Here is a 25,264-nt window from a genome sequence, read left to right on the forward strand (position 1 = left end):
ATTAATGCTTCTAAGGAATAAGCTCATCACCGTTCATAAACGTTTGCAAGTCTTGATCAGCCTTCGATTGGTTGCAAGCATTGCAAGCACAAACGCAATTATCCGGCGTTGTATGCCCGCCTTTAGCGCGCGGCAGCATGTGATCGATCGTATCCCCCTGCTCCCCGCAAAAATAACAAATGTGATGGTCACGCTCCAAGATGTAGCGCCGGAATTCCTTATTGCTGAACAATCGGCGTATCGTATGGCGATTGACGATAACCGCAGCATGCTCCTTTACCAGCGTTATCGCAAGCTCTGGCTCAATTTCTTGATACCAGCGCCGTCCTTTATCCGTCTTGCCTCTCATCCAAATCGTACCTTGACGCGTAGGCTTTAGTGCTGCCGGATCATTCGGCAGCGTTATGGATGTCATCGGTGGAACCGGGAATGGTTTGCTGGGATGAGCTTTTCTTCGTATTGCTTTATAATCATTAAGTTGAACATCAGGCAATGGAGCTAAAGCCGCTTTCGCTTGCCTGCAAGCTCGGCATGCACCGCGCCTTGCACCAGCGCCGGCTCGTTTGCCCGTTCGCCGCAGAAACTCAGAGAGCGGTTTCGTTTCCTTGCAAATGGCGCATGGTTTGGCAGCAAGAGGTTCTGTATCATCCATCATTTTTTCCGGAGCATATGATTAGCTATGCAGCCGAATTCGTCCCCTCGTGTTTTTATACTATTGTAGCATTAATATAAGCTCGAGGGGAAAATGGCGTATAAACTATGATTCCAATAAACCGTATTTCCTCTTGAAGCGCTGCAAAATGGCAATCCAGCTGCTCCCAAATACGGCGAGGAAAAAAACATTGGACAGCGCATGCGCTAGATCAAAATAAAAGCTTTGAATGTAGGCAACAAAAATCAAATTCCAGCTCAGCGCGTCCGGCAATCCGATGATAAACCAAATATTCATAATCCAGCCAAACAAGAAGCCCCATCCAAAACCAAATATGAGCAAGCCAGTCTTCGTCTTAATGAGCCAAGTATGCCGCAGCCACCCAGCACTAGCCCCGATCATCCCCCAGCAAAACATTTGCCACGGCGTCCACGGGCCTTGACCTAGAAAGATATTCGATACGACTGCAGCTATTGCGCCGATAATGAAGCCCGATTCAGCTCCAAACACAATCGCAGCAATAATGATGACGAAGGATGTGGGCTGAACGCTCGGCAGCGGCGCAAACGGTACGCGGCTGATGGCCGCAATGGCCGCCAGCACAGCAAGGATAACAATCTCGCGCGCTTCGATCTTCCGTCTCTCAAACCTTGCAAAAAAAGGAATCATCGTGACAAATAGCAACACGATACTTAGCATTAAGTAATGATCATCGGTAATGGCAGAGGATAAAGCCATAGCTGCGATGAACAATCCAATGCTGGCTATGAACCAGAGCTTTATTTTGCCCACGTTGCAATCACATCCTCTGTCGTCAGCGCTTCTGGCAGCCATTCCCGTACCGTTCGATTGATGGCTGTTGTGTAAAAATAATTAGTGCCAAAAAATTGTGCCGGCTCCGCCTCAGCAGATATTGCTCCATCAAACAGCATCGCGCAGCGCGTTGCATGCTCGGCAGCAAATTCAATATCATGCGTGACCATGACAATGGTTTTGCCAGCTTGGCATAACTGCTGCAGCAGCTCCGCTGTTCGCTGCTTGGCTATGGGATCTAGCCCTTTTGTCGGCTCATCCAAGCAAAGAACATCCGGCTCACCAAGCAGCACTAACGCGAGCGCCGCTCTCTGCTGCTCTCCTCCACTCAAATCATAAGGATGCTTCGGCAAAATAGAGGAAATCTGCAGGGAATCGACAACCTGAGCTATCTTCCGATCCCGATCATCGAGTTTGGCGTAATCCGCCATTCGCTGAAGCTCCTCTTCAACTGTATCGTAGCTAAAATAAAGCAGTGGATTTTGCGCCAAATAACCGACTTTAATCGATTTATCCCGCTTCAGCTTGCCTCGCTGCGGCTTTAATAATCCGGCCATCATTTGCAGCATCGTTGTTTTTCCAGCCCCGTTGCCGCCGAGCACCGCCAAAAACTCATGCTTGTAAACGTTAAGCGACAGCTTCTTCAACACCTCTGCACTTGCTTTTTCGTATTTAAACGTTATTTCATCACAAGCAAGCAGCCATTCCTTTTTTTCGAGCTCGCTGCTTTCGTTGATTACTGAATGATTATCGCCTATTGTATGTACGCCGAAAACATTGGAGAGCCACTTCTTCCCTTCACGCACGGTTAGCGGAATTTGATTTACTTCTGGTAGATTACCTGCCTTCTGGGTAGATAGAAACAGCTTCGTAACGGAAGGCAGGTATGGCATTTCTTTTTGTGCTGCATCAGCACCAACGAGCCGGCATAGCTCCCTCGGCGGCGCGTCGTATTTCACTTTGCCTTCCTCCAGCATAATGATTCGATCTGCAAGTGGAATAACATCCTCCAGCCGATGCTCGCTTATAATAACCGTCATCGACATTTCCTGATTTAGCCGATAAATAAACTGCAGAAAATCTCGCGCCGCTACCGGATCAAGCTGCGAGGTGGGCTCATCTAATAGAAGCAGCTTCGGCTGCAGCAGCAATACTGAAGCAAGATTAATCAGCTGCTTCTGTCCCCCCGATATTTCATGAACGGATTTGTTAATGAGCTCATCCAGCCCAAAGAAATGGCTCATTTCGGCTAGTCGTTTACGCATAACCGCTTGCCCATAACCGACATTTTCCATGGAAAAAGCCAGCTCATGCCAAACCTGGTCCATCACAATTTGATTTTCAGGGTTTTGAAACACCATGCCGATCTGCTCAGCCGCCTCGACCGCAGGCAGCTCCTCTAGCAATACACGATTATACTTAATGGTGCCTGAGCGTTTCCCCGTAGGCTGCGTTTCTTTTTTCAAGTGCCGAAGCAGCGTCGTTTTGCCGCAGCCGGATGCTCCGCAAAGAACGACAAAATCGCCTGGCTTGATATTTAAAGTAATGTTATCGAGTGCTGCAACCGTTGATTCCGGATAATGGAACGTCAATTGATCAACCTGAATTACTTCCATGACCTTCTCTCCATTTCTTCAAGTAGGACTGGTGTTAAAAGAAAGGCGCAATAGCAAGCGTATGCAATGCCTTCCCCCCTATGAAACTGCATTGTTTCCAGACGCGGGTAAATAGTAAGCACACCAAAGCCTTGCATCCAGCCCCAAATGCATACTAGTGCCATTGCTCCAAGAAACAAAAGAACATACCAATCTCTACGATCCATACGATAGATGACATAAGAGCTTCGTTTAGCTGCGCCATACCCTCTAGCTTTCATAGAATCAGCGGTCTGAAGCGCCTCCTCCAAGGACCAGGTCAACAGCACACGAACGAGCAGCATGCCGTCCTTGCTCCGTTTTTTTAAGCTGCCTTCGAGAATCGAAACCCCTTTTATTCGTTGAACCGTAGTAATTTGATCCAGTCTCCGCAAGAAAAGCGGTACGAACCGAATCGACATCGAGGTTAGCAGTGCAGTTCGCGGAGCGACTCGTGAAAATAAATACATCCATTTCTCCGTCGTAACAATCTGCTGAAACGATACAAAGGCAAGTAAAATACACAATAAAGAGAGCATCATCGTCACACCATATAAAATAGCTTCCAACGTGATCGGCTGATCCATAAAATAAAATAAAATATGCCGCCCGCGATGAGAAAACAGCGGGTTAAGAACAGCAACCAAACCGCCCATTAGAACATAATAAGGAAGCAGCTTAAGCAGCCGCTTCCCTTCGTCATGAATGACAATAATAACCGTAATCGCAGCCAGTGATGTCAATAAAAAAACAGGATGAAACAAGAGCATGCCGAATGTAATGACTCCTGCATAATAACTAAAGCTCGTAACCGGATGTACCGAACCGAACGCACTATTCATCGAATTTTGCTCCTATATCCTCGCCAAGATCAGTCGTATACAGCCATTCAATAACATCACCTTCATTAACCTTGTAAACCCCGGCGCCCTTGTTAGGAAACTCACCGTTTACTCGGTACATCCAGCCGCTCTTCGCGCCCAAATCGAATTCGTAAATATTATCGATGCCTTCGATATAAGCGCCGCCTTTAACACCTCTGTATTCCATTTGTATTTTGTTTTTTCTCGTAATTTTCTTCAATACATCTAGAACGGTATCGTCCTTCTTGAACTCTACGGCTGTAGGTGCAAGCACCGTTCCCGTATCTTTGTCCGCGACAATTGAAATCGTAACCGTCTGCACAGGATTCGGCGTTGCAACAGGCGTGACGGGCTTTGTCGTAGCCGTACCATCTGTTTTGTTTGGTTTCGCAGAAGCTGTAGGCTCCGTTTTTGGATCATCCAATTTCGGCTCATTTGTCTGCTTCGGCTTCGGGGAAGGTGTTGCTTGCTTATCGCCAGCGTTGTCAGTTGCCTTCGCTTTATCTTGATCTTTATCTTCGCTAGGCATCTGCGATGCCTCTGCCGTTTCTGATGCTGAAGTACTCGTTGGCTGCTCGTCAGCGGCTTTATCCGCTTCTTGCTCCACTTGTCCTTCGTTGCTGGTTTGTACTTGATTGGTATTGGAATTAACGCTCTGTGCCGGACTGGCACAGCCAGCTAATAAACCAATCACCAGCCATAGGATGATTAAGCTTGGTAACCATTTCTTACAGATCTTTGCCATCGTCTCTTTTCTACTCCTTTTTGTCTCATTCACACAAACCTTAACAATAAAAAAAAGACCCCCTTCTATTAGGGGATCTGCATGTCGAATGTAAGAATAGCAACCGTATATAACTAAAATATATGATGCGTCCTGCAAAACGATTACGCCTCCACATTCTTTACCCCCGAAGAATGAGAAACAAAATAAAAAAGGCAGGTTTCCTGGCTCGTGCGTCAACGCGATTCTCACACCTTCCCATCCTTGAATTGGACAGTGGCATTTGCAGAGAATCACTCTTCACATACAGTGGCGGGACCGCGCCGGCATTGAACCGGACTTCCCTATTAAGCAAACAAAAGCATGCTTTTGTTTGCACCTTCTCTATTCAATTATGCGATTATTTAATCAATCATATCGGGATTGCTGGGGTTTGTCTATATGGGATTTGAATGATTCGATCGCAAATAGCAGCTGCATCCTCTTGATCATGGGTGACGAACATACAAGTAATTTGGGCTTTGTGAAGCAATCGCTTCAGCTCCTCCCGAATGCTTTGCTTTAAGTGTGCATCCAAACTGCTAAATGGCTCATCCATCAACAGCATCAAGGGAGACGGGGCAAGCGCACGAGCAAAAGCAACACGCTGCTGCTGACCGCCGCTAAGCTCATGCGGATAACGCTTGACGAAATCATTTAACTGTATCAGCTCCAGCATTTCATCCAGCCGTATGAATCTATCTTTTCTCGATAATCGATGTAAACCAAATAATATATTTTGACCGACAGTCAGATGAGGAAACAACGCATAATCCTGAAACACCATGCCTATGCCGCGCTGCTCAGGCTGAATAAACTGCTGATCATCCACTAAAACCCTGCCGCCAGCGGCAATACACCCCGAGGCAGGAATCTCAAGCCCGGCAATAATCCGCAGCAGCGTGCTTTTCCCGCAGCCGCTTTGACCAAGCACTCCAACCACTTCACCCTTCTGCATTTGCATCGTAAAGTTTTCTAATACACTCTTTTTCCCATTATCATAGCTAAAAGAAACGTTAGTCAGCTCAAAAAAGTTCATCTGGATTTCTTCTCTCCCAACCAATGATAAACAAAAACAGTTGCCACGCCCACCGTGATTATGAATAAAGACGGTACGGAAGCTTGATGAATTTGCTCATCGCTTGCATATTGATAGGCTTTTGTCGCTAGCGTCTCAAAATTAAACGGGCGCAGCAGCAGCGTCAGCGGCAGCTCCTTCATAATTTCCATAAAGGTAAGCAGGAAGCCTGCTAATATGGAGCCTTTTATTAAAGGTAAATCCACTTTGAAGAAAGTCGCAGTCATACCTTTGCCGAGCGTTCTGGAAGCTTCAGAATAACGATTGCCTATTTTATCAAATCCTGCTTCCACCGCATTAAATCCTACACCAAGGAAGCGGATTACATAGGCGAAAATAAGCATCACGAGCGACATGCTGAGCACGAGCTTGCTCGATCCAAAGCCTAACCATGAATAGACGCCGCTTAATTGATGGTCTAGGGAAATAAACAAAGCAAGCACGCCAATGGACAAAACAGCACCCGGGATAGAATAGCCCATTAAAATTAGCTTCGTTGCTGCAAGCGACAAAAGCGACCGATTCAGGCTGCGGCTTACATTGGCGGCAATAACAGCAAGCACCATCAACACGGTAATCGCAACAATGGAAACCAAAAGCGTGTTGGAGACGAGCTGCGCAAATTTGCTGTTCAATACATCTTGATATGTCCATGTCGCCCAAACGAGGAGCTGAACTACTGGAATAGCGAACGAAAGGGCAAATATAACCGTGCTCACAAAAATAGCAGCAGCTGTCCCTAAATAGGATAACTTCCTTCGTTTAAGCGGATTGAGCTTGCTTGTCGCGGAATGATACATTTTTCGCCTGCGAAGCAGTCTCTCCAGAATAAACAAACCAATAATAGCGCTCATTAGGAGTGCAGATAATTTCAGGGCAGAATCAACGTCATACATACCAAACCATGTTTTGAAAATTGTTGCAGTAAACGAAGCAATGCCAAAATGTTTGGTTACTCCAAAATCATTTAGTACCTCAAATGCGACGAGGCTGGCTCCGCCGATAATTGCAGCCTGTGACAAAGGCAATACGATTCGAAAAAAAATATGAAGCTGCCCTTTGCCGAGCAATCTTGCGTTTTCTATGAAAGCTGCGCTTTGCTTCTCCATAAAGGTTTTGGTCATCAAATAAATGTAAGGAAATAAAAACATTGAAAATATGAAAATAGCGCCTTTCATGGACAATATATCAAAATAAGCTTGGTTAGGGGTTACGCCGAGCGTATTTCGCATAAAAACTTGTATGCTGCCCGTATAGCTCAGCATAGAACCGTAAGTATAAGCTGCAATATATGGTGGAATAGCCAGTGGCAGCAAAAATGCAAAGTGAAAAAACTTCCGCATCGGGAAATCATAGGCTGCAACAAGCCATGCAAGCGACACGCCGATGACGACGGAGAAAAAAACCGATCCTACTACAAGATAGAAAGATTGAACGACAGAATCAAACAGCATATAATCTTTGATTTGCTGCCAGTTTTCATTCGGTTTGTCAAACAAACCGAAAAAAATATAAAGAGACGGAATAAGGGCCATGATGGCCCCTATTACGCTCAATATAACCCAGCCGTTCAATATTCTCTTTAAATTTCGCAAAGAGATGGAAGCCATCATTATTATTTCCAGCCTACCTTAGCCAGAAGCTCGACTGCTTTTTTGTTATGATCGCCCAGCTTGGAGAAATCCAGCTTCTGTGTTTTAAAGTCACCCCAGCCCTTTAACAACTCAGGCTTTTCTGCAGCAGCATTTACAGGAAATTCGAAGCTTCCTTGCGTTAACAGCGTTTGCCCATCCTTGCCTGTCATGAATTCGATCAGTTTAACAGCGTTATCTTTATTCTTAGCATGCTTAGTAAGGCCTACGCCGCTGATGTTAAGATGTGTGCCTGTCGTTTCTTGGTTCGGGAAGAATACGCCAATTTTCTCAGCAACCTTAACCTCTTCCGCATCCTTCGAATTCAACATTTGCCCAACGTAATAAGTATTCATAATCGCAACATCACCTAGACCAGCAACGACCGCTTTCGCTTGGTCGCGATCTCCGCCTTCAGGATCACGAGCAAAGTTTGCTACAATCCCCTTCGCCCATTCTTCAGCTTTTTGCTCTCCATTTAGTTCGATGAATGAAGCAAGCAGCGACTGATTGTAAAGGCTGGCAGACGAGCGCGCCAATACTTTCCCTTTCCATGCAGCACTTGCAAGATCTTCATAGGTGGATAGCTGCTCCGGCTTTACACGATCTTTGGCATAAACGATAACTCGTGCACGGGTTGCAATACCAACCCAATTGTTCTCGTTATCCCGCAGCTCTGCGGGTACATTGCTATCAACCGTTGTGGATTGAATCGGCTGAAGCACATCATTTTGCTTCGCATAATTTAGAACGCCGCCATCTACTGTAATGAACAGATCTGCTTCTGAGCTTTCTCCTTCTCGCTTCAAACGTTCAACGAGCTCTTCTGCCGTACCTTTAATTTCATTGACTTTAATGCCTGTTTCTTTCGTAAAGGCATCAAACAACTGGCTGTCAACATCGTAATGTCTTGCGGTAAACACGTTTACGACTTGCTCTTTGCCGTTATTCTTACTCGTATCATTACTTCCACCAGCCGCTTCAGTCGTTGCTGGGCTCGCCTCTGGCGATGGCGAAGAAGCATTCGTCTTATCGTTTCCTGCATTATTCGCTCCACAACCTGCTAATACGAGCACTGTCAGCATCGTTAACAATACGACACTTACGATATAATCCTTTTTCATCTTGGTCATACCTCTCATTCTCTCTTTTAATTTGATAATGAAAATCATTACCACCAACTCAACAGTTCCTATTGTAACCGACTAAAATGAGAAAATGCTGTGAAAATAAAAAAAGCTACCCGACATTCATTTTCGGGCAGCTCGTTTAAAAATAGCTGAAACGGTTGTACCTTGATGAAGTTTACTTTCAATAAGCAAACTACCGTCATATCGTTGCACCAAACGGTTCGCAATCGCCAGCCCGAGTCCCTGACCGCCGCTTGTGCCGCTCCTCGAACGGTCTGCCCGGTAAAAACGATTCATAACGAGCGGTAAATCCTGATCGGATATGCCTACGCCAAAATCCGTGACTTGTATGACAACATCCGTTTCCCCTAGTAAGCAGCATAACTCTATTTTTCGGCTTTCTCCCGAATAGTTGACTGCATTATCGAGTAAGATGAGCATAATTTGCTCTAGATGCTGCTCAGACACAAATAGATCTACGTCTGACAAAAGACTCAAATCAGCTTGAAAAGTGAACTCCGGATGAAGCACCTCTATATTTCTAATAAGCTGTTCCATCTTCTGCTTCGAATGGCTGCTCATCTCATCTCCGTAAGTCGGCTCTTTCTCCGCACGTGACAATGCGAGCAGCTCCTGTACAAGTCCTTTCAGTCGAGCAATTTCCTGCGACGAAGCTTGCAAAGACTCTTCCAGAACTGCAGGGTCATCCTTTCCCCAGCGCTGCAGCAGTGCGAGATGACCTTCAATAATGGCGATTGGCGTTCTTAATTCATGAGAAGCATCCTCTACAAATTGTTTCTGTTGCCCGAACGAGCGCTCAAGCTGATCCATCATTTCATTAAACAGCTTCATGAGCGTTGCAATTTCATCATTTTTATTTTCGTTTAGCTGAACCCTTTCTTGTAAGCCCTTCTGCTTTACGCCAGTCATGGCAACATTCATCGCTTGAAGCGGCTTAAGCAGCTGACGAGCCAGCAATCCTCCGCCGATGCCGCTAATAACAATGGCACCGACACAGCAAATTAACATAATTCGAAAAAAAGCTGAACTAAGCTTCTCAAAATCCTCAATGTTTTTTACAATTTCGATTGTTCCGTTAAACGAGAAGATCGTTAAAGGGCTGCGCATAAGCAGCAGGTTTTGGTCAAGAAACCACGACCCTTTGTCAGTTAAACTCGAAGAAGGATAAGCATTTAACCACTGCTCTGTTAGATTATCAGAGACAATTATGATCGGTGCTCCATCTTCATCAAGCACGCGAATTAGCTGATTTTTACCATTTACTTTCTCAAGAAAACCTCTGATCGAGCTCAGTTCCGATTCGTCGAAAGTGAACTCCTTTTCCAACAAATAGTTTAATACTTCCCGCATATCTTCCTGTGTAGTCGTCTCTGCTTGTTTCTTCATCCACTTCTCTACAAACATATATTGAACAGCGTTATAAGCAGCAAATAGCAGAAATAGCAGCAGCGCCGACCATAATGTCAGCTTCCACTTGATCGGTATGCGTGAGAAACTTACGCGCAAATTATTCATTTTTTCATCACATACCCAATACCGCGCAGCGTCTGAATGCAGCTCGTTCCTCCGGGGACATCAATCTTATTGCGCAAATATCTCACATATACATCAACAACATTCGTATCGACAGCCGCATCGTAACCCCATACGGTATCAAGCAGCGTTTCGCGTGAGAACACACGGTTCGGATTTTGCATGAAAGCAAGCAGCAATCCATATTCCCGCTTAGTCAACTCTATGATTTGTTCGCCTCTGCTAACGATTCTAGCGTCTAAATCAACACTTAACTCACCTGAAGACAAAATGGAACGCTGATCTGATGCAAGCATATCCTGTCTCCTAAATACAACGCGTAGACGTGCAAGCAGCTCTTCAATCGCAAACGGTTTCGGGATATAATCGTCCGCACCGCTATCAAGGCCAGATACTCGGTCCGTAACGCTGTCTCTCGCTGTCAGCATAAGAATAGGTGTTGCTTTTGATTCACGAATACGCCTGCAAACCTCTAGTCCGTCCATACCAGGCAGCATAAGATCCAATAAAATAACATCCCACTCTTCTCGCAAGGCGCGCTCCAATCCACTATTGCCATCATAAGAAACAACTGTCTCAAACGATTCATGACGCAGCTCAAGCTCAATAAAACGCGCTAAATTTCTTTCGTCCTCAATAAGTAAAATCTTTTTCATGGATTGACCCGCCTTTAGTAATGCAAATGCTTCTCTGCAGCATATTTTCAATCATTGTAATTGATAATTGTTCTCACCGTCAATCATTCTATTAAAAAAGAGACAGCCCATGTTCCCATAGACTGTCTCTAGTATTCAAATCTATTATTTCTGTTTGCTCACATGAACCCGTTTAATGAAGAAAGCAACGATCAGACCGATAATGGCAACAATCATAGCGAAAATAAATGCGTTCTGAATACCCGCCGTCAAAGCAAGCGGAGCATTTGCCGGATCTGTAGGATCTGCTACATCCTTCATAAAGCCTGTCATTCCTGCGGTCATAATACTTACTGCAACTGCGGTACCGATAGCGCCAGCGACCTGCTGCAGTGTATTCATAATCGCCGTACCATCCGGGTACAACTCGCGTGGCAGCTGGTTGAGCCCGTTTGTTTGTGCAGGCATCCATACCATCGAAATACCGATCATCAAGCATGAATGAAGGACAATAATTAACGTAATGGTTGATGCTGTCGTTATGCCTGAGAAGAACCATAGCGCAGCGGCAACGATGACAAGACCTGGAATAACGAGCCACTTAGGACCAAACTTATCGAACAGGCTGCCCATAATGGGAGACATAATTCCGTTAATAAGACCGCCTGGCAGCATAATGAGGCCAGCTGTCAGTGCGCTAAGACCAAGTCCACTGATCAAATACATAGGCAGAACGAGCATAGAAGATAAAATAACCATCATACAAATAAATACCATTAATGTTCCTACAACAAACATCGGATGCTTAAACGCCCGTAAGTTCATCATCGGCTGCTTCATCGTCAATTGACGAACAGCGAAAATCGCAAGGGACAAAATACCAACGATCATGGTCGCAATCACTTTTGTACTGCCCCAGCCGCCTTCACCTTCACCCGCGCTGCTAAAGGCAAACACGATGCCGCCGAAACCCAGCGTTGAGAATACGAGAGAAAAAATATCAATTTTCGGTTTTGTTATGGTAGAAACATTTTGCATATACATAATCCCGAATAATAGTGCAATGACTAGGAACGGAAGCGACAACCAGAAAATCCAGTGCCAGCTTAAGTTTTCAATCAAAAGTCCTGCAATCGTCGGGCCTACAGCAGGCGCAACCATAATAACAAGCCCAATTACACCCATTGCCGCTCCCCGCTTCTCTGCCGGGAAAATAATGAGGATCGTGTTAAACATAAGCGGCAGCAAAAGCGCCGTTCCGACTGCTTGGATAACACGCGCAGCCATAAGAACTTCAAAGCTTGGTGCGAGCGCCGCTACCAATGTACCTAGTACGGAGAAACTGAGTGCAGCTATGAAAAGCTGCCTTGTCGAGAACCATTGGAGCAGCAGTCCCGATACGGGAACCAATATGCCCAGCGTCAGCAAGTATCCCGTTGTAAGCCACTGTACCGTTGGCGCCGTAATATCAAAGACGCGAATTAAATCGCTTAGTGCTACATTTAATGCCGTTTCACTAAACATTCCGATAAAGCCGCTTAATAATAATGAAATCATAATGGGGATTACTTTATATTTTTGCCCCGTATTTTGTTGCGATTCTGTCATTGTTGCTTGCAAGCCTTCCACTCTCCTATTATCTATCTAGCATTTATTCATGACTTCTCATAGAGAAGGACATTTATTAATGATATACGGCAAACATTTCGCTGCGGATAACAACGGCTGCTTGTCCCGATTCGTCAGCGTTAGAATGAGCGCACCTTCCAATAAGGAAACGGTGACGACGCCAACCTCAACTGCTCTAGTGTCTTCCATTCCAAGCTGAACCAGCCTATCGGAAATCACGTTCTGCCATGCTGCAAATACACCTTGTCCAGCTGCTCTCAGCGTTTCGCTAATCGATGAGGTTTCGACTGCCATCCAGAAGCTAAACGGCATATAACCCTTATAATCAAACTTCTCTGCGTCATCAGCCATATCAAATACAAAAGCCTGAACGGCTTCAGCAGGGTCCTCATAATCAGCAAATTTCTTTCTCCATTTCTCAATCACAAGCTCCTTCGTGCAGTTAATGCATTCCAGCGCAAGCTCTTCCTTGCCGTTTGGGAAATAATAATAAAGAGATCCCTTCGGACAATCACTTTCTTTAATAATTTGGCTTAATCCCGTCGCATGATAGCCCTGCGTAAAAAAAAGCCTAGCTGCCGTATCAAGTATGGCATGCCTTGTATTATGTTTTTCCGACATTGATTCACTCCTCGATTATAACGATCGGTCTATATAATAAAAACATTGATCCGCTTATCAAGTCAACCTTTTTTTATATCCAGTAACAATAGAACCAATCGTCCTTCGATCCTATTAATACATAAATCAACTTAATAATGCGTTTATTATATATTTTTAATATTAAATATAGGTTGCTATAATCAGATTTACATTGAAAGGAGGAATGAAACATGAATTATAGGAAACTAGGTAAAAGCGGCTTATTAGTAAGCGAAGTGGCTCTCGGAAACTGGATAACCCACGGTGCACAAGTGGATGACAACACCGCACAAGCATGCGTAAATGCTGCACTAAACGCTGGAATTTCAACTTTCGATACAGCTGATGCTTATTCGGAGACGAGGGCGGAATCGGTCTTAGGTCATTGTTTAAAGGGAATACGTCGTGAAAGTATTGAATTGTGCACGAAGGTTTTTCATCCAACAGGGAACGGGCATAACGATAGAGGGTTATCACGCAAGCATATTATGGAATCCTGCCATGCTTCACTTCGCAGATTACAGACGGACTATATTGATATTTATTATGCTCACCGATTTGATACGACCGTATCGCTTGAAGAGACATTTGTGGCGTTTTCCGATTTGGTTCGACAAGGAAAAGTTTTGTATATCGGCGTAAGTGAGTGGACAGCAGATCAGATAACGCAAGGATCGGCTTTGGCAAGGGAGCTGAAAGTTCCTTTTGTTGCGAGTCAACCCCAATATTCTATGCTTTGGCGGGTTATTGAAGCCGAGGTTATTCCCGCTTGCGAGCGTGAAGGAATTGGTCAGATTGTATGGTCACCACTTGCGCAAGGTATTCTTTCCGGTAAGTATGCTCATGACAAGCCTATACCAGAAGGCTCGCGCGCTTCTACGGCCGCTGGTTCGCCGTTTTTCAAACGTTTGGCAGGACAATGGTTGAATAAAGAAGTCCTTCAGGCAATAGAACAACTAGGGCCGATTGCACAAAAATGCAGCTTAACGCTGCCACAGCTCGCGGTAGCGTGGGTTTTGCAAAACCCGCAGGTGTCCTCCGTTATCATTGGCGCCTCGAAGCCGGAGCAGGTATTGGAAAACGTAAAAGCGGCAGGAGTTAGTCTAGATGCTGAGATTATAATGCAAATAAATAACGTATTAAAAGACGTTGCTCAATTTGATGCTAGTAAAACAGGTTAGAGCGTTCTCACAAGTCAGTTAGTCTGGCTAGCGGCTGTTTCCTCCACTGCTTTTAGAAAATGAGTCAGAACCGTTTCACTCTTCTCTGTTTTCCAGGCTGCATAAAGAGGAACACGCGGTGTATCCTCATCAAATGATCGAAATACGACATCACTGCGTTGAAATACGGAAACCGAAGAGGGAACAATTGAGATGCCTATGCCTGCAGCTGCCAGATTTACAATCGTGTACATTTGAACAGCTTCCTGCACGATGCGGGGCTGAAATCCATGCTGCCTGCAAAAATCTACAATTAGGTCATGAAATGAAGCCCCCATATGATGTGGTGACAAGATAAAGGGTTCTTCCCTCAAAGAATGCAGTGAAACGGTTGGTTGATCGGCTAACGGATGTGTTTTGGGCAATACAGCAACAAGTGATTCGTTCGTGAACAGTCTAGATGTGATATGTCTTGAAGGGTCCAGCAACCGATGGAATCCAACATCTATTTCCCCATCATGCAGCGCTTTCAGTTGCTCAGCAGATGTCATTTCAGATAGTGTAAGCTGTACATCTGGGAACCGTTCTCGATATTTCTTTAGAACATTGACCATCATACCGCCTGCTGCTGAATCCACAAACCCGATGGATAAATTGCCTATTTTACCTTCACTTGCAAGTTGTGTCATCTTTATCGATCGTTCCAAATGAGCAACAATGTTTCTCGATTCCTCCAAAAATATCGCACCAGCAGTCGTAAGTCGAACCTGTCTCTTGGTTCGTTCCAAAAGTTTCACACCAAGCTCTTCTTCAAGAACTTGAATTTGTTGGCTCAATGGAGGCTGAGTCATATTCAGCTTTTGGGCAGCACGGTTAAAATGCAGCTCTTCTGCTACTGCGATAAAATAACGCAGCTTTTTCAAGTCCATAGACATCATACCTCTTCCTGTATCAGCTCTGATTTATCAACCTTTCGTCCATGCTCTTATATCGCCATCGTACCCGATCACGTATCGCACCGCAAATTTTTTATTAACGGTTTGAATTCATCCACATGCAAAAAGGCAGCCGAAAATGTCCGGCTGCCTTCGCATTTAAACGGTTGATTTAGAAACGAGCAGCTGATGCTGCTGCTTCCTCAAGACCTTTTGCTACAATAGCTTCTGCTTGGTCAGGAAGTTGGTTGTGACCTTCAATGATGATGCTCTCTAGGTTAGTCACACCGTAGAAGCCCATTACGGTGCGGATAAAGTTATGTGCCATTTCAACCGAAGCTGCAGGGCCTTCGGAATAAATGCCGCCGCGAGCAGTAAGCAATACGACTTTTTTATCAGTGATCAGACCAACTGGGCCTTCAGCTGTATATTTGAACGTTTTGCCAGCTTGTGAAAGGTAGTCGATATAAGTGTGCAATACTGCAGGAACAGTGAAGTTCCAAAGCGGGAATGCAAATACCACTTTATCCGCCGCAAGAAATTGATTCATATATTTGTCCGAAACAGCTACAGCTGCTTGCTCTTCAGGTGTAAGGTCATAACCGCGAGCTGCTTTGAAGTTGCCGTTAATCATATCAGCGTTCATGTAAGGCAAGTTTTCATTGAACAAATCAAGCTCAACCACTGTGTCTTCTGGATGGCTAGCTTTAAAGCTGTCTAGAAAAGATTGATATAGCTTAACGCTGACTGCCTGTTCGATTCCACGATCGTTTGCTTTAATAAATAATACTGTACTCATTGTATATTTCCCTCCAAGATGTTTGTTTACTTTTTGTAAGTACCTTAATTGTATATAGTTTTAGGGCAACAATCATCGGTAAATAGACCGAAAAATCGACATAAAAAAACCGCCAAAGGCGGAGAGCTAGTCTTACGACTATAGTCTTACGTCAGCGTGTTATTCAGGTTCTCGCATTAACTGCACCGCGTATAACGCAGCTTGCGTTCGGTCCGTTAAATCCAATTTGCTTAAAATGCTGCTCACATGCGTTTTGACTGTTTTCTCCGCTACAGTGAGCGAGTGAGCAATATCTTTGTTGCTCATTCCTTTGGTAAGCAATTGCAGCACCTCTAGCTCTCTCGGAGTCAATATTTCACTTAACTCACGAATAGGTAGCCCTTTCACCGAACTAATCTGCGGCGATACTTGAGCGAGTAACGCACTCGCTATATCCGGATGCAGCTGAATATTTCCTTTATAGGCGCTGCGAATCGCTTCTGCAAGCTGATCAGGCTCTACATCCTTCAGCATATACCCAGCAGCTCCGGATTGTAGAGCAGGCACGATATGACTGCGATCCGAAAAGCTGGTGAGCACAAGCACTTTAATATCCGGATTTTGCCTAGCGATTAAATTGCTCGCCTCGATCCCATCCATAACCGGCATGTTCAGATCCATCAGTATGATATCAGGCTTTAGTTCAGCAGCTTTTTCCACCGCTTCCTTGCCGTTATTCGCTTCACCCACCAGCTCAAAATCAGGCTGCATGCTTAGAAAAAAAGAAATTCCCTTCAACACAATTTGATGATCATCAACGAGCAATATTTTTATCGTCAAAACAGTTCCTCATTCCTCTTCCCACATTTCCATTTCCGTTGCAATCGGTATAACAGCTGTCACCATTGTAGGCTGCCCTTTTCCGCCCGTTATCGTTAGCTCTCCGCCAAGCGTTTCTGCACGTTCCCGCATCGTCAGCATTCCCATGGTCAGTTTTCCTTTACGCTTCTCTTGCGAAAAACCGCGGCCTCGATCCAATATTTCCAAGCAGGCGCGAGACTCTGTTTTGATGAGCCGCACATAAACGGTATTCGTATCTGCATGTTTTCTTACATTATTAAGCGCCTCTTGCCCGATTCTCCAAAGGGCTTCTTCAATCGCACGCGGAAGCTCGCGAACGCCCTCCACCTTCTCATACACGGTTAAGTCCATGCTCTTGCCATATTGCTTAAGCGCAGTAATCAACCCATGCTCAAGACCTGCCGGCCGCAGCTGCCAAATCAGCGTTCTCATTTCCTTCAGCGCTTCCTGTGACAGTTGTCTTATTTCTTGTAACGATCGTTCCACGACAGGTTCTTTGCCTGCCAGCACCGTCTCGGCGCCCTTCGCTAGAAAGGATAAAGAGAACACCTTTTGAATAACCGAATCATGCAAATCTCTAGCCATTCGATTTCTCTCTTCCATGCGTGCGAGCTCGCGCCGCTGCTCATATACCCGCAAATTTTCTACGCTTAACGTGAAATGATCCCCAAGCGAATACATGAAGTCCTCTAAGTAATCATCAAACTGCTTGCCTAACTGACTGCTTACAAACAGAACGCCAATAGGGCGGCTGCGAATGCGAAGCGGTATTGCGACTGCTGATGAGAATGGCGGTATCCCTATGGATGATAAAGACGAGCAGGAATTGCTGTCGCATACGGACTGTTTGACAAGACGATTCTCATGAAACGCTTTGCTAACCATCCCGCCTTGATCGATGGCAAGCGAAAGCCACTCTTTTCGGACGTGATTGTCTGTATAATGTGCGCGAAGCGATAATTGCTCTTGTTCATACATAAATAACGATACATGCTGCCAGTTGAACGTATCGCCTATATGGCTAACCGCTTGCAGCGGCAGATGGTTTATATCTTGTATGGCGTTTATTTTCTGAATAACATCACCAAGCTTCGCATAATGAATCGCATGCTGCTCCTGCACCTGATACAGGCGGATTCGCTTAATCGCCGTCCCGATCTGATAAGCAACGGCTTGCAGAAGTGCAAGCTCCTCCTCAGTAAAACGATCCTTGCCAGCTTCAGCAACATTTAACAAGCCGAATTGATCCGTTCCTGCTCGTAGCGGAACCGTCGCATGATGAGTAACACCCTCATTATCACCAAGCTTGTTCGTGATGGCATATGTAATTCTTGAACACTCTATAATATTTACCGCTTGATCCAGCTTGTTTTGCTTAAAGCTTTCAATGCACCAGCAAACCTCGCCGCACATGACCGCCTGATTGTTTGCCGCTAAACCTTGAGGCAAATTATATGTAGCCGCGCAAAGGTTTTCACTTTTATTGTCAATCATAAATATCCAGCCCGTAGTAAAACCTGTAACCTGAAGCAGCTTGGCAAGCACATCATTCAGCATTTGATCCATGTCGTTTGTGCTGTTAAGTGTCTCTGCTATCTCCTTCAATGCGACCAGCTCATAAGCTCTTTTTTCTCTGGACATGCTTCCACTTCCTTCTAAGCACACATTATACACCTACCTGAACCGCAAAAAAAAGAGCCGATCCAAAGCAGCTTGCACTGCTTATGCTGGATGGCAGGCTCTTTGGATTAGCGCTTTCGAAACGGCTTTTTGATCAAAAGAATATAACAGGCTACAGCACCCAGCTCTGCAATGGCTATCCAAATTCCCATAGGGAGCGCATTTGCGCTGCCGCCAAGACCTACGAGCGGTGAAATAATGCCCCCAAATGTAAAGGATAATATCCCGAGCAATGCAGATGCGCTGCCCGCAGCATAGCCATGCTTTTGCATCGCTAAGGAGAAGCCAGTCGTCGAAATAATACCAACGCTTGCTACAACAAAAAACAATGGCACAAGAATCGCAGCGAGCGGCGCGTCAATTAATATCATGATAAGCAATATTCCGCCGGCTGATGCCGAACAAGAGATGAGCTTGTAACGAAATCATCCGTTAGCTGCGGCAGCGCCGGCAAATACATGTCAAGGGACAACGGCCCAAACGCGGAGAGCGATCCAAGCAAGAGGATCAGCCAAAGCCGTTTAATGCCAGTGGATTGATGTTGAGTTTGGATTTTTTTCTGAGCAAGCAAGTGGGGCATCTCCCTCTGTGGTACTTTTTCCTTGATCCACTTTATCACCTTTCATTATTTGTTCCAATAGAAAAGTCGTTTCATCAAATATTTGTCCTCTTTTGTTTTGTTTGTTATGATTGAGCTAATAATGTCGTTTAACGTAGCATCTTGTAGCTACCATTTAGGAGGATCACATGCAAAAGATTAAAATTTTCTCCGGCACTTCGAACCAGAAGTTGGCTGAGGAGTTATGTAAAGAACTTGAGCTCCCGCTAGGCAATGTCGCAATATCAAGGCATCAAAGCGGTGAGATTCATGTTTCATACGGAGAACCTATTCGTACTTGTGACGTATTCATCGTCCAATCACTTTCCCATCCCGTAAATGAGCATTTAATCGAAACTCTCGTCATGATAGACGCTGCCAAACGAGCATCAGCGAAAACCATTAATATCGTTATGCCATACTATGGTTATGCACGTCAGGAAAGAAAATCGGCACCGCGAGAGCCAATCTCCGCTAAGATGGTAGCCGATGTATTGACTACCGTTGGAGCAAACCGAATCATTACCGTCGATTTGCATGCAGATCCGATTCAAGGCTTCTTCGATATTCCAGTCGATCATTTAACGGCGCTTGATTTGATCATTGATTATTTGCGAAGCAAAAACATCAAAAATCCTGTTGTCGTATCGCCAGATGCGGGCCGAGCTACAACTGCCGAGAAGCTTGCCGGCTTGCTTGACTGTCCATTTGCGATCATGATCAAAAATCGTCCCGCTCATAATCAGTCTGAAATCACGCATATCATCGGTGATGTTGAAGACATGACACCAATTATTATTGAAGACTTAATTGATACAGGCAGCACAATTGTAAATGTCGTAGAAGCGCTTAAGAAAAAAGGCGCGCATGATTCCTACATATGTGCAACGCATGGCCTATTCTCAGCCAATGCGCTTGAGAAGCTGGATCATCCGAACATCCGCGAAGTCGTTATTACGGATACGATCAGTATTGGCCAAGAGCATTCGAGTAAATTTGTCGTACTGCCGATGTCCCCGCTCCTTGCAACCGCCATTAAAATCATTACCGAAGGCGGCTCGATTGCAACGTTGTTTAAATCAGGCTCATAGGCCGTTAGTAAAGCAAAATAACATATAACATCAATTATACCCCCTTGCTCTTTCGCAAGGGGGTATTTATGTTGCATGCGTATAGCTATGGTAAACCGTGGCAAAATAGGTGTATCAATCAAGACGGCAGCGAGGATGGGAGGACGCAAGCAATGGATCAAACAGAACCTATCAGCTCAGACCTGAAAGTAAACATAGAACGTATAAAAGAAATTTTTTCGGATACAAGCGATTTAGTCATAAGGAATCTAACGATCAAGCAAACAACTGAGCAAGCAGCACTCATCTACATCGATGGGCTGACAGATGGAGCAGCAATTAATAGTGACGTCCTTCGTCCCTTGCAGCTAGATTCGAGCGAGGGAAAACCTGGTGATGAGTTAATGATGACCATTGGACAAATCGTACCCGAAACGGATTGGTACCAAATTGAGATAGCAATACTGCACGGTAAATCCATATTATTCGTGAGCGGCAGAGAGATGGCCTATGTGCTTGGCACAAGCGGCTGGCCGCAGCGGGCAATCGAAGATCCACAAATGGAAGCCTCCTTAAAAGGCGCCCATCAAGGCTTTGTCGAAACCAGCGGCCAAAATATCGCTATGATCAGACGTTATATCCCGAATCGCGAATTAAAAATGAAACGGCTGATTGTCGGTCGGCGCGGCCAGACCTCCGTAACGATTATTTACCTGGAGGATGTAATGAATCCTCAATTGTTAAACGATCTTAAGGATCGAATTCAAAAGATTGACGTAGATGTCATTTTAAACACGGGTGAGCTGGCAGAGCTGATCGAGGATAATCCCTTCTCACTCTTCCCGCAATTCGTTCTTACCGAGCGGCCAGATTCTGCAGCATCGCAAATTTTGCAAGGAAGATGTGTCGTTGTCGTCGACCGCTCGCCAAGCGTACTCGTTGCTCCAATCAGCTTCTACTCTTATTTCCAAAGCATCGACGATTATAGTACTCGTTGGTCCATTGCAACCTTTTTGAGGCTGCTGCGAATGTTTGCATTTATTACTGCTACATTTTTGCCTGCCTTTTATATCGCAGTTGTTTCCTTCCATATTGAGATCATTCCAATGAAGCTGCTTCTCACCCTGGGAGAATCACGCGGACAAGTACCGTTTCCACCTTTTGTGGAGGCCATTATAATGGAAATCACTTTGGAAATGCTCCGTGAAGCTGGCGTCCGGCTGCCCGCCCCCGTTGGCCAGACTGTTGGCATCGTTGGGGGTATTGTACTTGGACAAGCTGTCGTTCAAGCTGGCTTAATAAGTAACGTTATGGTTATCGTTGTAGCATTTACGGCCATTTCTTCATTTATTTTGCCAAATTACGATATGGTTGCAGCCGTTCGCTTAATTCGTTTCATGCTCATGATTTTATCCTCACTATTCGGGTTTGTTGGGATCATTGTTGGTTTGATGACGATGATCGCTCATTTATTAACGCTTAAATCGCTTGGCATGCCATATGGAAGCCCACTGGCTCCGCTCCGTTTCTCAGATTTGAAGGACACCCTAATAAGAGCACCATTATGGCTGATGGAAAAGAGACCAAAAAACGCGCTCCCGCTTCAAGAAAAACGTCAAACAAACACTCGGAAGGAGGATTGAGCACATTGACGAACACCGAAGGTAATACGATAACTTCGATGCAATTTATTTTTATTATTTCCGGTATTCAGATTAGTGTCGCCGTCCTTTCCTTACCGAGAAAGTTAGCAGAAATAGCAGGAACGGATGGCTGGATTTCCATTCTAATTGGTTATGCCATCAGTCTTTTATGCGGGTATATCATTATTATGGTGATGAGACATTGTTCGGATAAAACATTAATTGATGCGCTGCCTGCAATGATGGGGAAATGGCTTGCCAAAGGATTTACCCTATTGTTGGCCTTGTTTTTCCTCTCTCTTATGTATGACGGTCTTGTGCGCACCATCCTGATTATTAAAATTTGGCTGATGCCAAACACACAGTCCTACATACTCATGATTCTGCTGTTAATACCCGCTTATAAAATCGCTATAAACGGTCCTCGCATCTTAGGACGATACGCCGAGCTAGTAGCTGTCATATCATGCTGGTTGCCCTTTGTTTATCTATTTACCCTTAAATATGCTCATTGGCTCAACTTGCTGCCCATATTAAAAGTAGGCTGGCTTCCCGTCCTCTCGGCGGTGAAAGCAACGATCTATCCGAACCTGGGCCTCGCTGCCGTTTTTATATTTTATCCTTATTTAGTTAAGAAGGATAAAGCTGCTTCTTCACTGTTTATATCCAATACGATTACCCTATCCGTACATCTATTTATTACAATCATATGCTTCATTTACTTCAGTCCCCATGAAATCACACTTTATAATGATCCAATCATCAGTATTCTCAAAACAATTGAATTTCGCTTTATTGAACGGATTGAGGTGCCTTTCATCGCTTTTTATTTGTTCGTCTTCTCACTCGTTTGGATTCCGTCTATGTATATCGTCTCTTTCTGCATAAGCAAGGTTTTCGAGCTAAGCAACCATCGTGTCCCATTACGTATATTGTGCATTATTCTTGCGATAGCTACTTTTATTCACATCCCCTCATTCAAGCGAAGCGATCAAATTGAATTATGGCTTACTTGGTTTGGTTTTGGGATGGAATATATACTACCTAGTCTACTGCTGCTATATATGGTCATTTACAAACGAATACATCGGAGGGCTGATCTATGAAGCTGCGCCTCTTTTTTGTATGTTGCTTGTTCATTACGATTTGCCTTACTGCATCCGCCTGCGGGGATCAGCTGTATTTAGAAAATGCGGCAACACCGCTTGCTCTTGGCATGGATTTGGATAAAAATGAGAAATTTCATTTTTATTCTTCCGCTCCTGTTTTCAGCAAAAACATAAAGAAAAAGAGTCAAGAAACATCAGGAAGCGCTAATTCGCTTCGCCAATCCAAAGCGATTCAAGACTCGCAATCAAGCGGCTCCATCCAAGGTCGAAATTACCAAGTGATCCTCCTAGGCAGACATTTTCTGAGTTACGAGGACTGGTTTCCGATGCTTGATGTGTTGTTTCGTGATGCAAGAAACACAGTAACCGACCGTGTTATTGCTGTTGATGGCTCATTAGAGGAGGTATTTTCACTAAATCCTCCTGATCAGCCGCTGCTTCCTATTCTGCTTCGAGGCATGGTGGATACCAAATCGATAAAATCGGAAACGTATGCGACGACCGCCCAAGAATTTCACAGGCAGTTTTATGATAAAGGCTTAACGCCTTACATTGCTGAGGTGAAGATCGTCAATAACCAGGTTAGGCTGAAAGGCTCAGCATTGCTGAATCAGAAAGGCAAATATGAGCTTTCTTTGGGCCCCCAAGAAACGATCCTGCTAAGTATTTTGCAGAAACAAGCGGCACCGGGCTTCAGCTTGTCCTATCCCATCCCTGGCGAGCCCGTAAACGGACCATTCGAAACGAATATTTTGAGCCTGACTGGCGCCAAAGTAAAAACAAAAATCAAAACAACCTATGAAAACAATAAATTCAAGTTTGATATTCACGTGAAGACAAGGGTCGGTCTCTCCGAGCATCTATTCCCTTTCAATGTAGAGAAGGATGATACAAAGCTGGAAAAACAGGTTGCTGTTCTCATGCAGGAGCAATTTACGAGCATTATCGAGAAACTGCAAAAGCATAAAATCGATCCCATAGGGCTTGGGGTGTATGCAAGAGCAAAGGAATACGAGAAATTTTGCAAGGTAGAGGATCATTGGAGTGAAGCATTTGCAAGTGCAGAAGTGCGTGTAAAGGTAGACTTAGAAATAGCTTCAATGGGGCCTGTTAAGTAAGTATCGAGGGATTAAAAAAGAAGGATACCGGGCAAGTATGCGGTATCCTTCTTTCTAGCGACGACTATTCCAATGGCGCTTGCTGAAAACGAATCTTATGCTCAAGCAGCTCTGCACGCTGATAAGCTTCTGCGATCCCATAAACAGCTATGTCCGCCTTGCTTACTTCTTTATAAGATAATGAAGTCTCCACCTCATGTATGAAAGGGAATGGATGCAATTGGATGGTCGTTTCATCCTTCCAATCCGCTATCAATGAGGTTTGCCCCGTACGATCGAACCAATAGGGAAACCCATCAGCAAACCATTCATATTGATTTCGAGGCGTTCCCGGCTGCTCCATACATACAAACAGCGACAGCTCATCACAAAGCAGCAGCGCTTTCGCATGAAGCTGAAGCAGGCTAACATCCAGCTGCAGTCGCTCGATGATCGCGCTTTGTCTTGCAAATTCACGTTCTACAAACGTAATCGTATCCTCATTTCTGAACCTTTCAGCAAGCGTCGTATACAAAATGCTGCCAAGCAAAGCGGCGTATTCGCTCGTTTTCTGAACATGATCCAAACCTTTAGAATAGAAGAAAAAGCGGATGTTGCCTGGAAAATCGCGGAACGAAAACGGCATATTTGCTGCATCATTCCAAAGCGGGATACGGTCCAAATCAATCCAGCTGCTGTCATGCTCATATGCAGCGTAAGCTAATTCATCTTTTCGTTCCTCACTATGAAATAACTGGCTCTGCCAGGCAGAAACAAGATCTCCGGATATTCTCGCATGATCATGTTGTGCGATCAATATGAATGCGTCTTCCTTCTCATATAAAATCATCGTTTCCATCCCTTTCTTCGTCACACAGTAGTTGATTGATATTGTATTTCTATATCAGCTAATCACTAGTGTTCAGCGCGTAAACCTGCTCAATCTCCTTATGCCGTGAAATAACAACGTCCATTAAACATCTATAAATCGAAGCTGCTGTCTCTGGATTTAAATCATGGCTGCTCGCAAGTTTCTTTATTTTATCAAATTGTTTGGCTTCACGGCTCAGGTCTTGTGCAGCGAGATGATTTGCTGCTTTGTACATACCCACTTCTTCCGTTAATTGAAACCGCCTTGCAAGCAAGGAAATGATGTCTTGATCGATTTGATCGATCGCTTGTCTTAATTCATCTAGTCTAGAAACTTCCATGCGTCTCTCCCTTAAATATTTTTCCTATAATTGTACCATCTCCATCACCCAGCGGCTATGTGCATTCGCATTTATCGGATGTAAGCACCAGAACAATA

General features: G+C 44.7%; 24 protein-coding genes, 1 pseudogene and 1 riboswitch. Of the genes and pseudogenes, 5 read left to right on the forward strand and 20 right to left on the reverse strand.

Features of this window, described 5'->3' with window-relative positions:
* Window positions 1–10: 10 nt before the first annotated feature.
* The 12 genes from AC0VYE_RS22640 to AC0VYE_RS22695 all read right to left on the reverse strand — a co-directional run bounded on the left by AC0VYE_RS22640 (window position 11) and on the right by AC0VYE_RS22695 (window position 13,003).
* Window positions 11–655 carry an HNH endonuclease gene (locus AC0VYE_RS22640; protein WP_076266682.1) on the reverse strand — a complete coding sequence of 215 codons (645 nt, stop codon included), beginning with the start codon at window positions 653–655 and terminating at the stop codon, window positions 11–13.
* A gap of 102 nt (window positions 656–757) precedes the next feature.
* Entirely contained in the window at window positions 758–1,444 is a 687-nt protein-coding gene (locus tag AC0VYE_RS22645; protein WP_076266681.1) for an ECF transporter S component, read from the reverse strand.
* Window positions 1,432–3,081: an ABC transporter ATP-binding protein gene (locus AC0VYE_RS22650; RefSeq protein WP_475442944.1), complete on the reverse strand. Its 1,650-nt coding sequence runs from the start codon at window positions 3,079–3,081 to the stop codon at window positions 1,432–1,434. The genes AC0VYE_RS22645 and AC0VYE_RS22650 overlap by 13 nt, the downstream gene beginning before the upstream one ends.
* Window positions 3,072–3,941, reverse strand: coding sequence for an energy-coupling factor transporter transmembrane component T (locus AC0VYE_RS22655; RefSeq protein WP_475442945.1), 870 nt, complete (start codon window positions 3,939–3,941; stop codon window positions 3,072–3,074). Before AC0VYE_RS22655 ends, AC0VYE_RS22650 begins: the two co-directional genes overlap by 10 nt.
* Window positions 3,934–4,707: a DUF4430 domain-containing protein gene (locus AC0VYE_RS22660; RefSeq protein ID WP_475442946.1), complete on the reverse strand. Its 774-nt coding sequence runs from the start codon at window positions 4,705–4,707 to the stop codon at window positions 3,934–3,936. The genes AC0VYE_RS22655 and AC0VYE_RS22660 overlap by 8 nt, the downstream gene beginning before the upstream one ends.
* A gap of 176 nt (window positions 4,708–4,883) precedes the next feature.
* A riboswitch (cobalamin riboswitch) is annotated at window positions 4,884–5,084 on the reverse strand.
* 14 nt (window positions 5,085–5,098) lie between these two features.
* Window positions 5,099–5,764, reverse strand: a complete 666-nt coding sequence (locus AC0VYE_RS22665; RefSeq protein WP_475442947.1) for an ABC transporter ATP-binding protein — start codon at window positions 5,762–5,764, stop codon at window positions 5,099–5,101.
* Window positions 5,761–7,416 carry an ABC transporter permease gene (locus AC0VYE_RS22670; RefSeq protein ID WP_475442948.1) on the reverse strand — a complete coding sequence of 552 codons (1,656 nt, stop codon included), beginning with the start codon at window positions 7,414–7,416 and terminating at the stop codon, window positions 5,761–5,763. Before AC0VYE_RS22670 ends, AC0VYE_RS22665 begins: the two co-directional genes overlap by 4 nt.
* Before the next feature lie 2 nt (window positions 7,417–7,418).
* Window positions 7,419–8,558 carry a Fe(3+) ABC transporter substrate-binding protein gene (locus AC0VYE_RS22675; protein WP_076266675.1) on the reverse strand — a complete coding sequence of 380 codons (1,140 nt, stop codon included), beginning with the start codon at window positions 8,556–8,558 and terminating at the stop codon, window positions 7,419–7,421.
* Window positions 8,559–8,684: 126 nt separating this feature from the next.
* Window positions 8,685–10,100, reverse strand: a complete 1,416-nt coding sequence (locus AC0VYE_RS22680) for an ATP-binding protein (RefSeq protein WP_475442949.1) — start codon at window positions 10,098–10,100, stop codon at window positions 8,685–8,687.
* Window positions 10,097–10,774: a response regulator transcription factor gene (locus AC0VYE_RS22685; RefSeq protein ID WP_475442950.1), complete on the reverse strand. Its 678-nt coding sequence runs from the start codon at window positions 10,772–10,774 to the stop codon at window positions 10,097–10,099. The genes AC0VYE_RS22680 and AC0VYE_RS22685 overlap by 4 nt, the downstream gene beginning before the upstream one ends.
* A gap of 144 nt (window positions 10,775–10,918) precedes the next feature.
* On the reverse strand, window positions 10,919–12,361 hold the full coding sequence (locus AC0VYE_RS22690) for a DHA2 family efflux MFS transporter permease subunit (protein WP_076267040.1): 1,443 nt from the start codon (window positions 12,359–12,361) through the stop codon (window positions 10,919–10,921).
* Between the two features lie 57 nt (window positions 12,362–12,418).
* Window positions 12,419–13,003 (reverse strand): TetR/AcrR family transcriptional regulator, encoded by a 585-nt coding sequence (locus AC0VYE_RS22695; RefSeq protein ID WP_475442951.1) that lies wholly within the window; start codon window positions 13,001–13,003, stop codon window positions 12,419–12,421.
* Window positions 13,004–13,215: 212 nt separating this feature from the next.
* Here AC0VYE_RS22695 and AC0VYE_RS22700 point away from each other — a divergent pair, with 212 nt between their 5' ends.
* Window positions 13,216–14,205, forward strand: a complete 990-nt coding sequence (locus tag AC0VYE_RS22700; protein ID WP_475442952.1) for an aldo/keto reductase family protein — start codon at window positions 13,216–13,218, stop codon at window positions 14,203–14,205.
* A gap of 14 nt (window positions 14,206–14,219) precedes the next feature.
* Here the strand turns inward: AC0VYE_RS22700 and AC0VYE_RS22705 are convergent, their stop codons facing one another.
* From AC0VYE_RS22705 to AC0VYE_RS22730, 6 genes and pseudogenes are all read right to left on the reverse strand, one after another.
* Complete coding sequence (locus AC0VYE_RS22705; protein ID WP_475442953.1) at window positions 14,220–15,113, reverse strand: LysR family transcriptional regulator; 894 nt, start codon at window positions 15,111–15,113, stop codon at window positions 14,220–14,222.
* A 178-nt stretch (window positions 15,114–15,291) separates the two neighbouring features.
* Window positions 15,292–15,918 carry an FMN-dependent NADH-azoreductase gene (locus AC0VYE_RS22710; RefSeq protein ID WP_076266669.1) on the reverse strand — a complete coding sequence of 209 codons (627 nt, stop codon included), beginning with the start codon at window positions 15,916–15,918 and terminating at the stop codon, window positions 15,292–15,294.
* Window positions 15,919–16,077: 159 nt separating this feature from the next.
* A complete protein-coding gene (locus tag AC0VYE_RS22715) occupies window positions 16,078–16,737 on the reverse strand; it encodes a response regulator (RefSeq protein WP_076266668.1) in 660 nt (219 codons plus the stop codon).
* Between the two features lie 9 nt (window positions 16,738–16,746).
* The gene (locus AC0VYE_RS22720; protein ID WP_475442954.1) at window positions 16,747–18,399 is read right to left on the reverse strand and encodes a GAF domain-containing sensor histidine kinase; all 1,653 of its coding nucleotides are present in this window, start codon (window positions 18,397–18,399) and stop codon (window positions 16,747–16,749) included.
* Window positions 18,400–18,506: 107 nt separating this feature from the next.
* Window positions 18,507–18,836: pseudogene (locus AC0VYE_RS22725) on the reverse strand (MFS transporter); the annotation flags it as partial.
* On the reverse strand, window positions 18,806–19,009 hold the full coding sequence (locus AC0VYE_RS22730; protein ID WP_475442955.1) for a hypothetical protein: 204 nt from the start codon (window positions 19,007–19,009) through the stop codon (window positions 18,806–18,808). The pseudogene AC0VYE_RS22725 and the gene AC0VYE_RS22730, both read right to left, overlap by 31 nt.
* A gap of 176 nt (window positions 19,010–19,185) precedes the next feature.
* Here AC0VYE_RS22730 and AC0VYE_RS22735 point away from each other — a divergent pair, with 176 nt between their 5' ends.
* The 4 genes from AC0VYE_RS22735 to AC0VYE_RS22750 all read left to right on the forward strand — a co-directional run bounded on the left by AC0VYE_RS22735 (window position 19,186) and on the right by AC0VYE_RS22750 (window position 23,976).
* Window positions 19,186–20,127 carry a ribose-phosphate diphosphokinase gene (locus AC0VYE_RS22735; protein ID WP_076266664.1) on the forward strand — a complete coding sequence of 314 codons (942 nt, stop codon included), beginning with the start codon at window positions 19,186–19,188 and terminating at the stop codon, window positions 20,125–20,127.
* Between the two features lie 152 nt (window positions 20,128–20,279).
* Complete coding sequence (locus AC0VYE_RS22740; RefSeq protein ID WP_475442956.1) at window positions 20,280–21,749, forward strand: spore germination protein; 1,470 nt, start codon at window positions 20,280–20,282, stop codon at window positions 21,747–21,749.
* A 5-nt stretch (window positions 21,750–21,754) separates the two neighbouring features.
* Complete coding sequence (locus AC0VYE_RS22745; RefSeq protein WP_475442957.1) at window positions 21,755–22,855, forward strand: GerAB/ArcD/ProY family transporter; 1,101 nt, start codon at window positions 21,755–21,757, stop codon at window positions 22,853–22,855.
* Complete coding sequence (locus tag AC0VYE_RS22750) at window positions 22,852–23,976, forward strand: Ger(x)C family spore germination protein (protein ID WP_475442958.1); 1,125 nt, start codon at window positions 22,852–22,854, stop codon at window positions 23,974–23,976. Before AC0VYE_RS22745 ends, AC0VYE_RS22750 begins: the two co-directional genes overlap by 4 nt.
* Before the next feature lie 64 nt (window positions 23,977–24,040).
* Here the strand turns inward: AC0VYE_RS22750 and AC0VYE_RS22755 are convergent, their stop codons facing one another.
* Both AC0VYE_RS22755 and AC0VYE_RS22760 read right to left on the reverse strand, forming a co-directional pair.
* On the reverse strand, window positions 24,041–24,805 hold the full coding sequence (locus AC0VYE_RS22755) for a DUF3891 family protein (RefSeq protein ID WP_475442959.1): 765 nt from the start codon (window positions 24,803–24,805) through the stop codon (window positions 24,041–24,043).
* A gap of 58 nt (window positions 24,806–24,863) precedes the next feature.
* Window positions 24,864–25,166 (reverse strand): chorismate mutase, encoded by a 303-nt coding sequence (locus AC0VYE_RS22760; RefSeq protein WP_475442960.1) that lies wholly within the window; start codon window positions 25,164–25,166, stop codon window positions 24,864–24,866.
* Window positions 25,167–25,264: the final 98 nt, after the last annotated feature.

It is taken from the genome of Pristimantibacillus sp. Z349TD_6 (genome assembly GCF_056173205.1).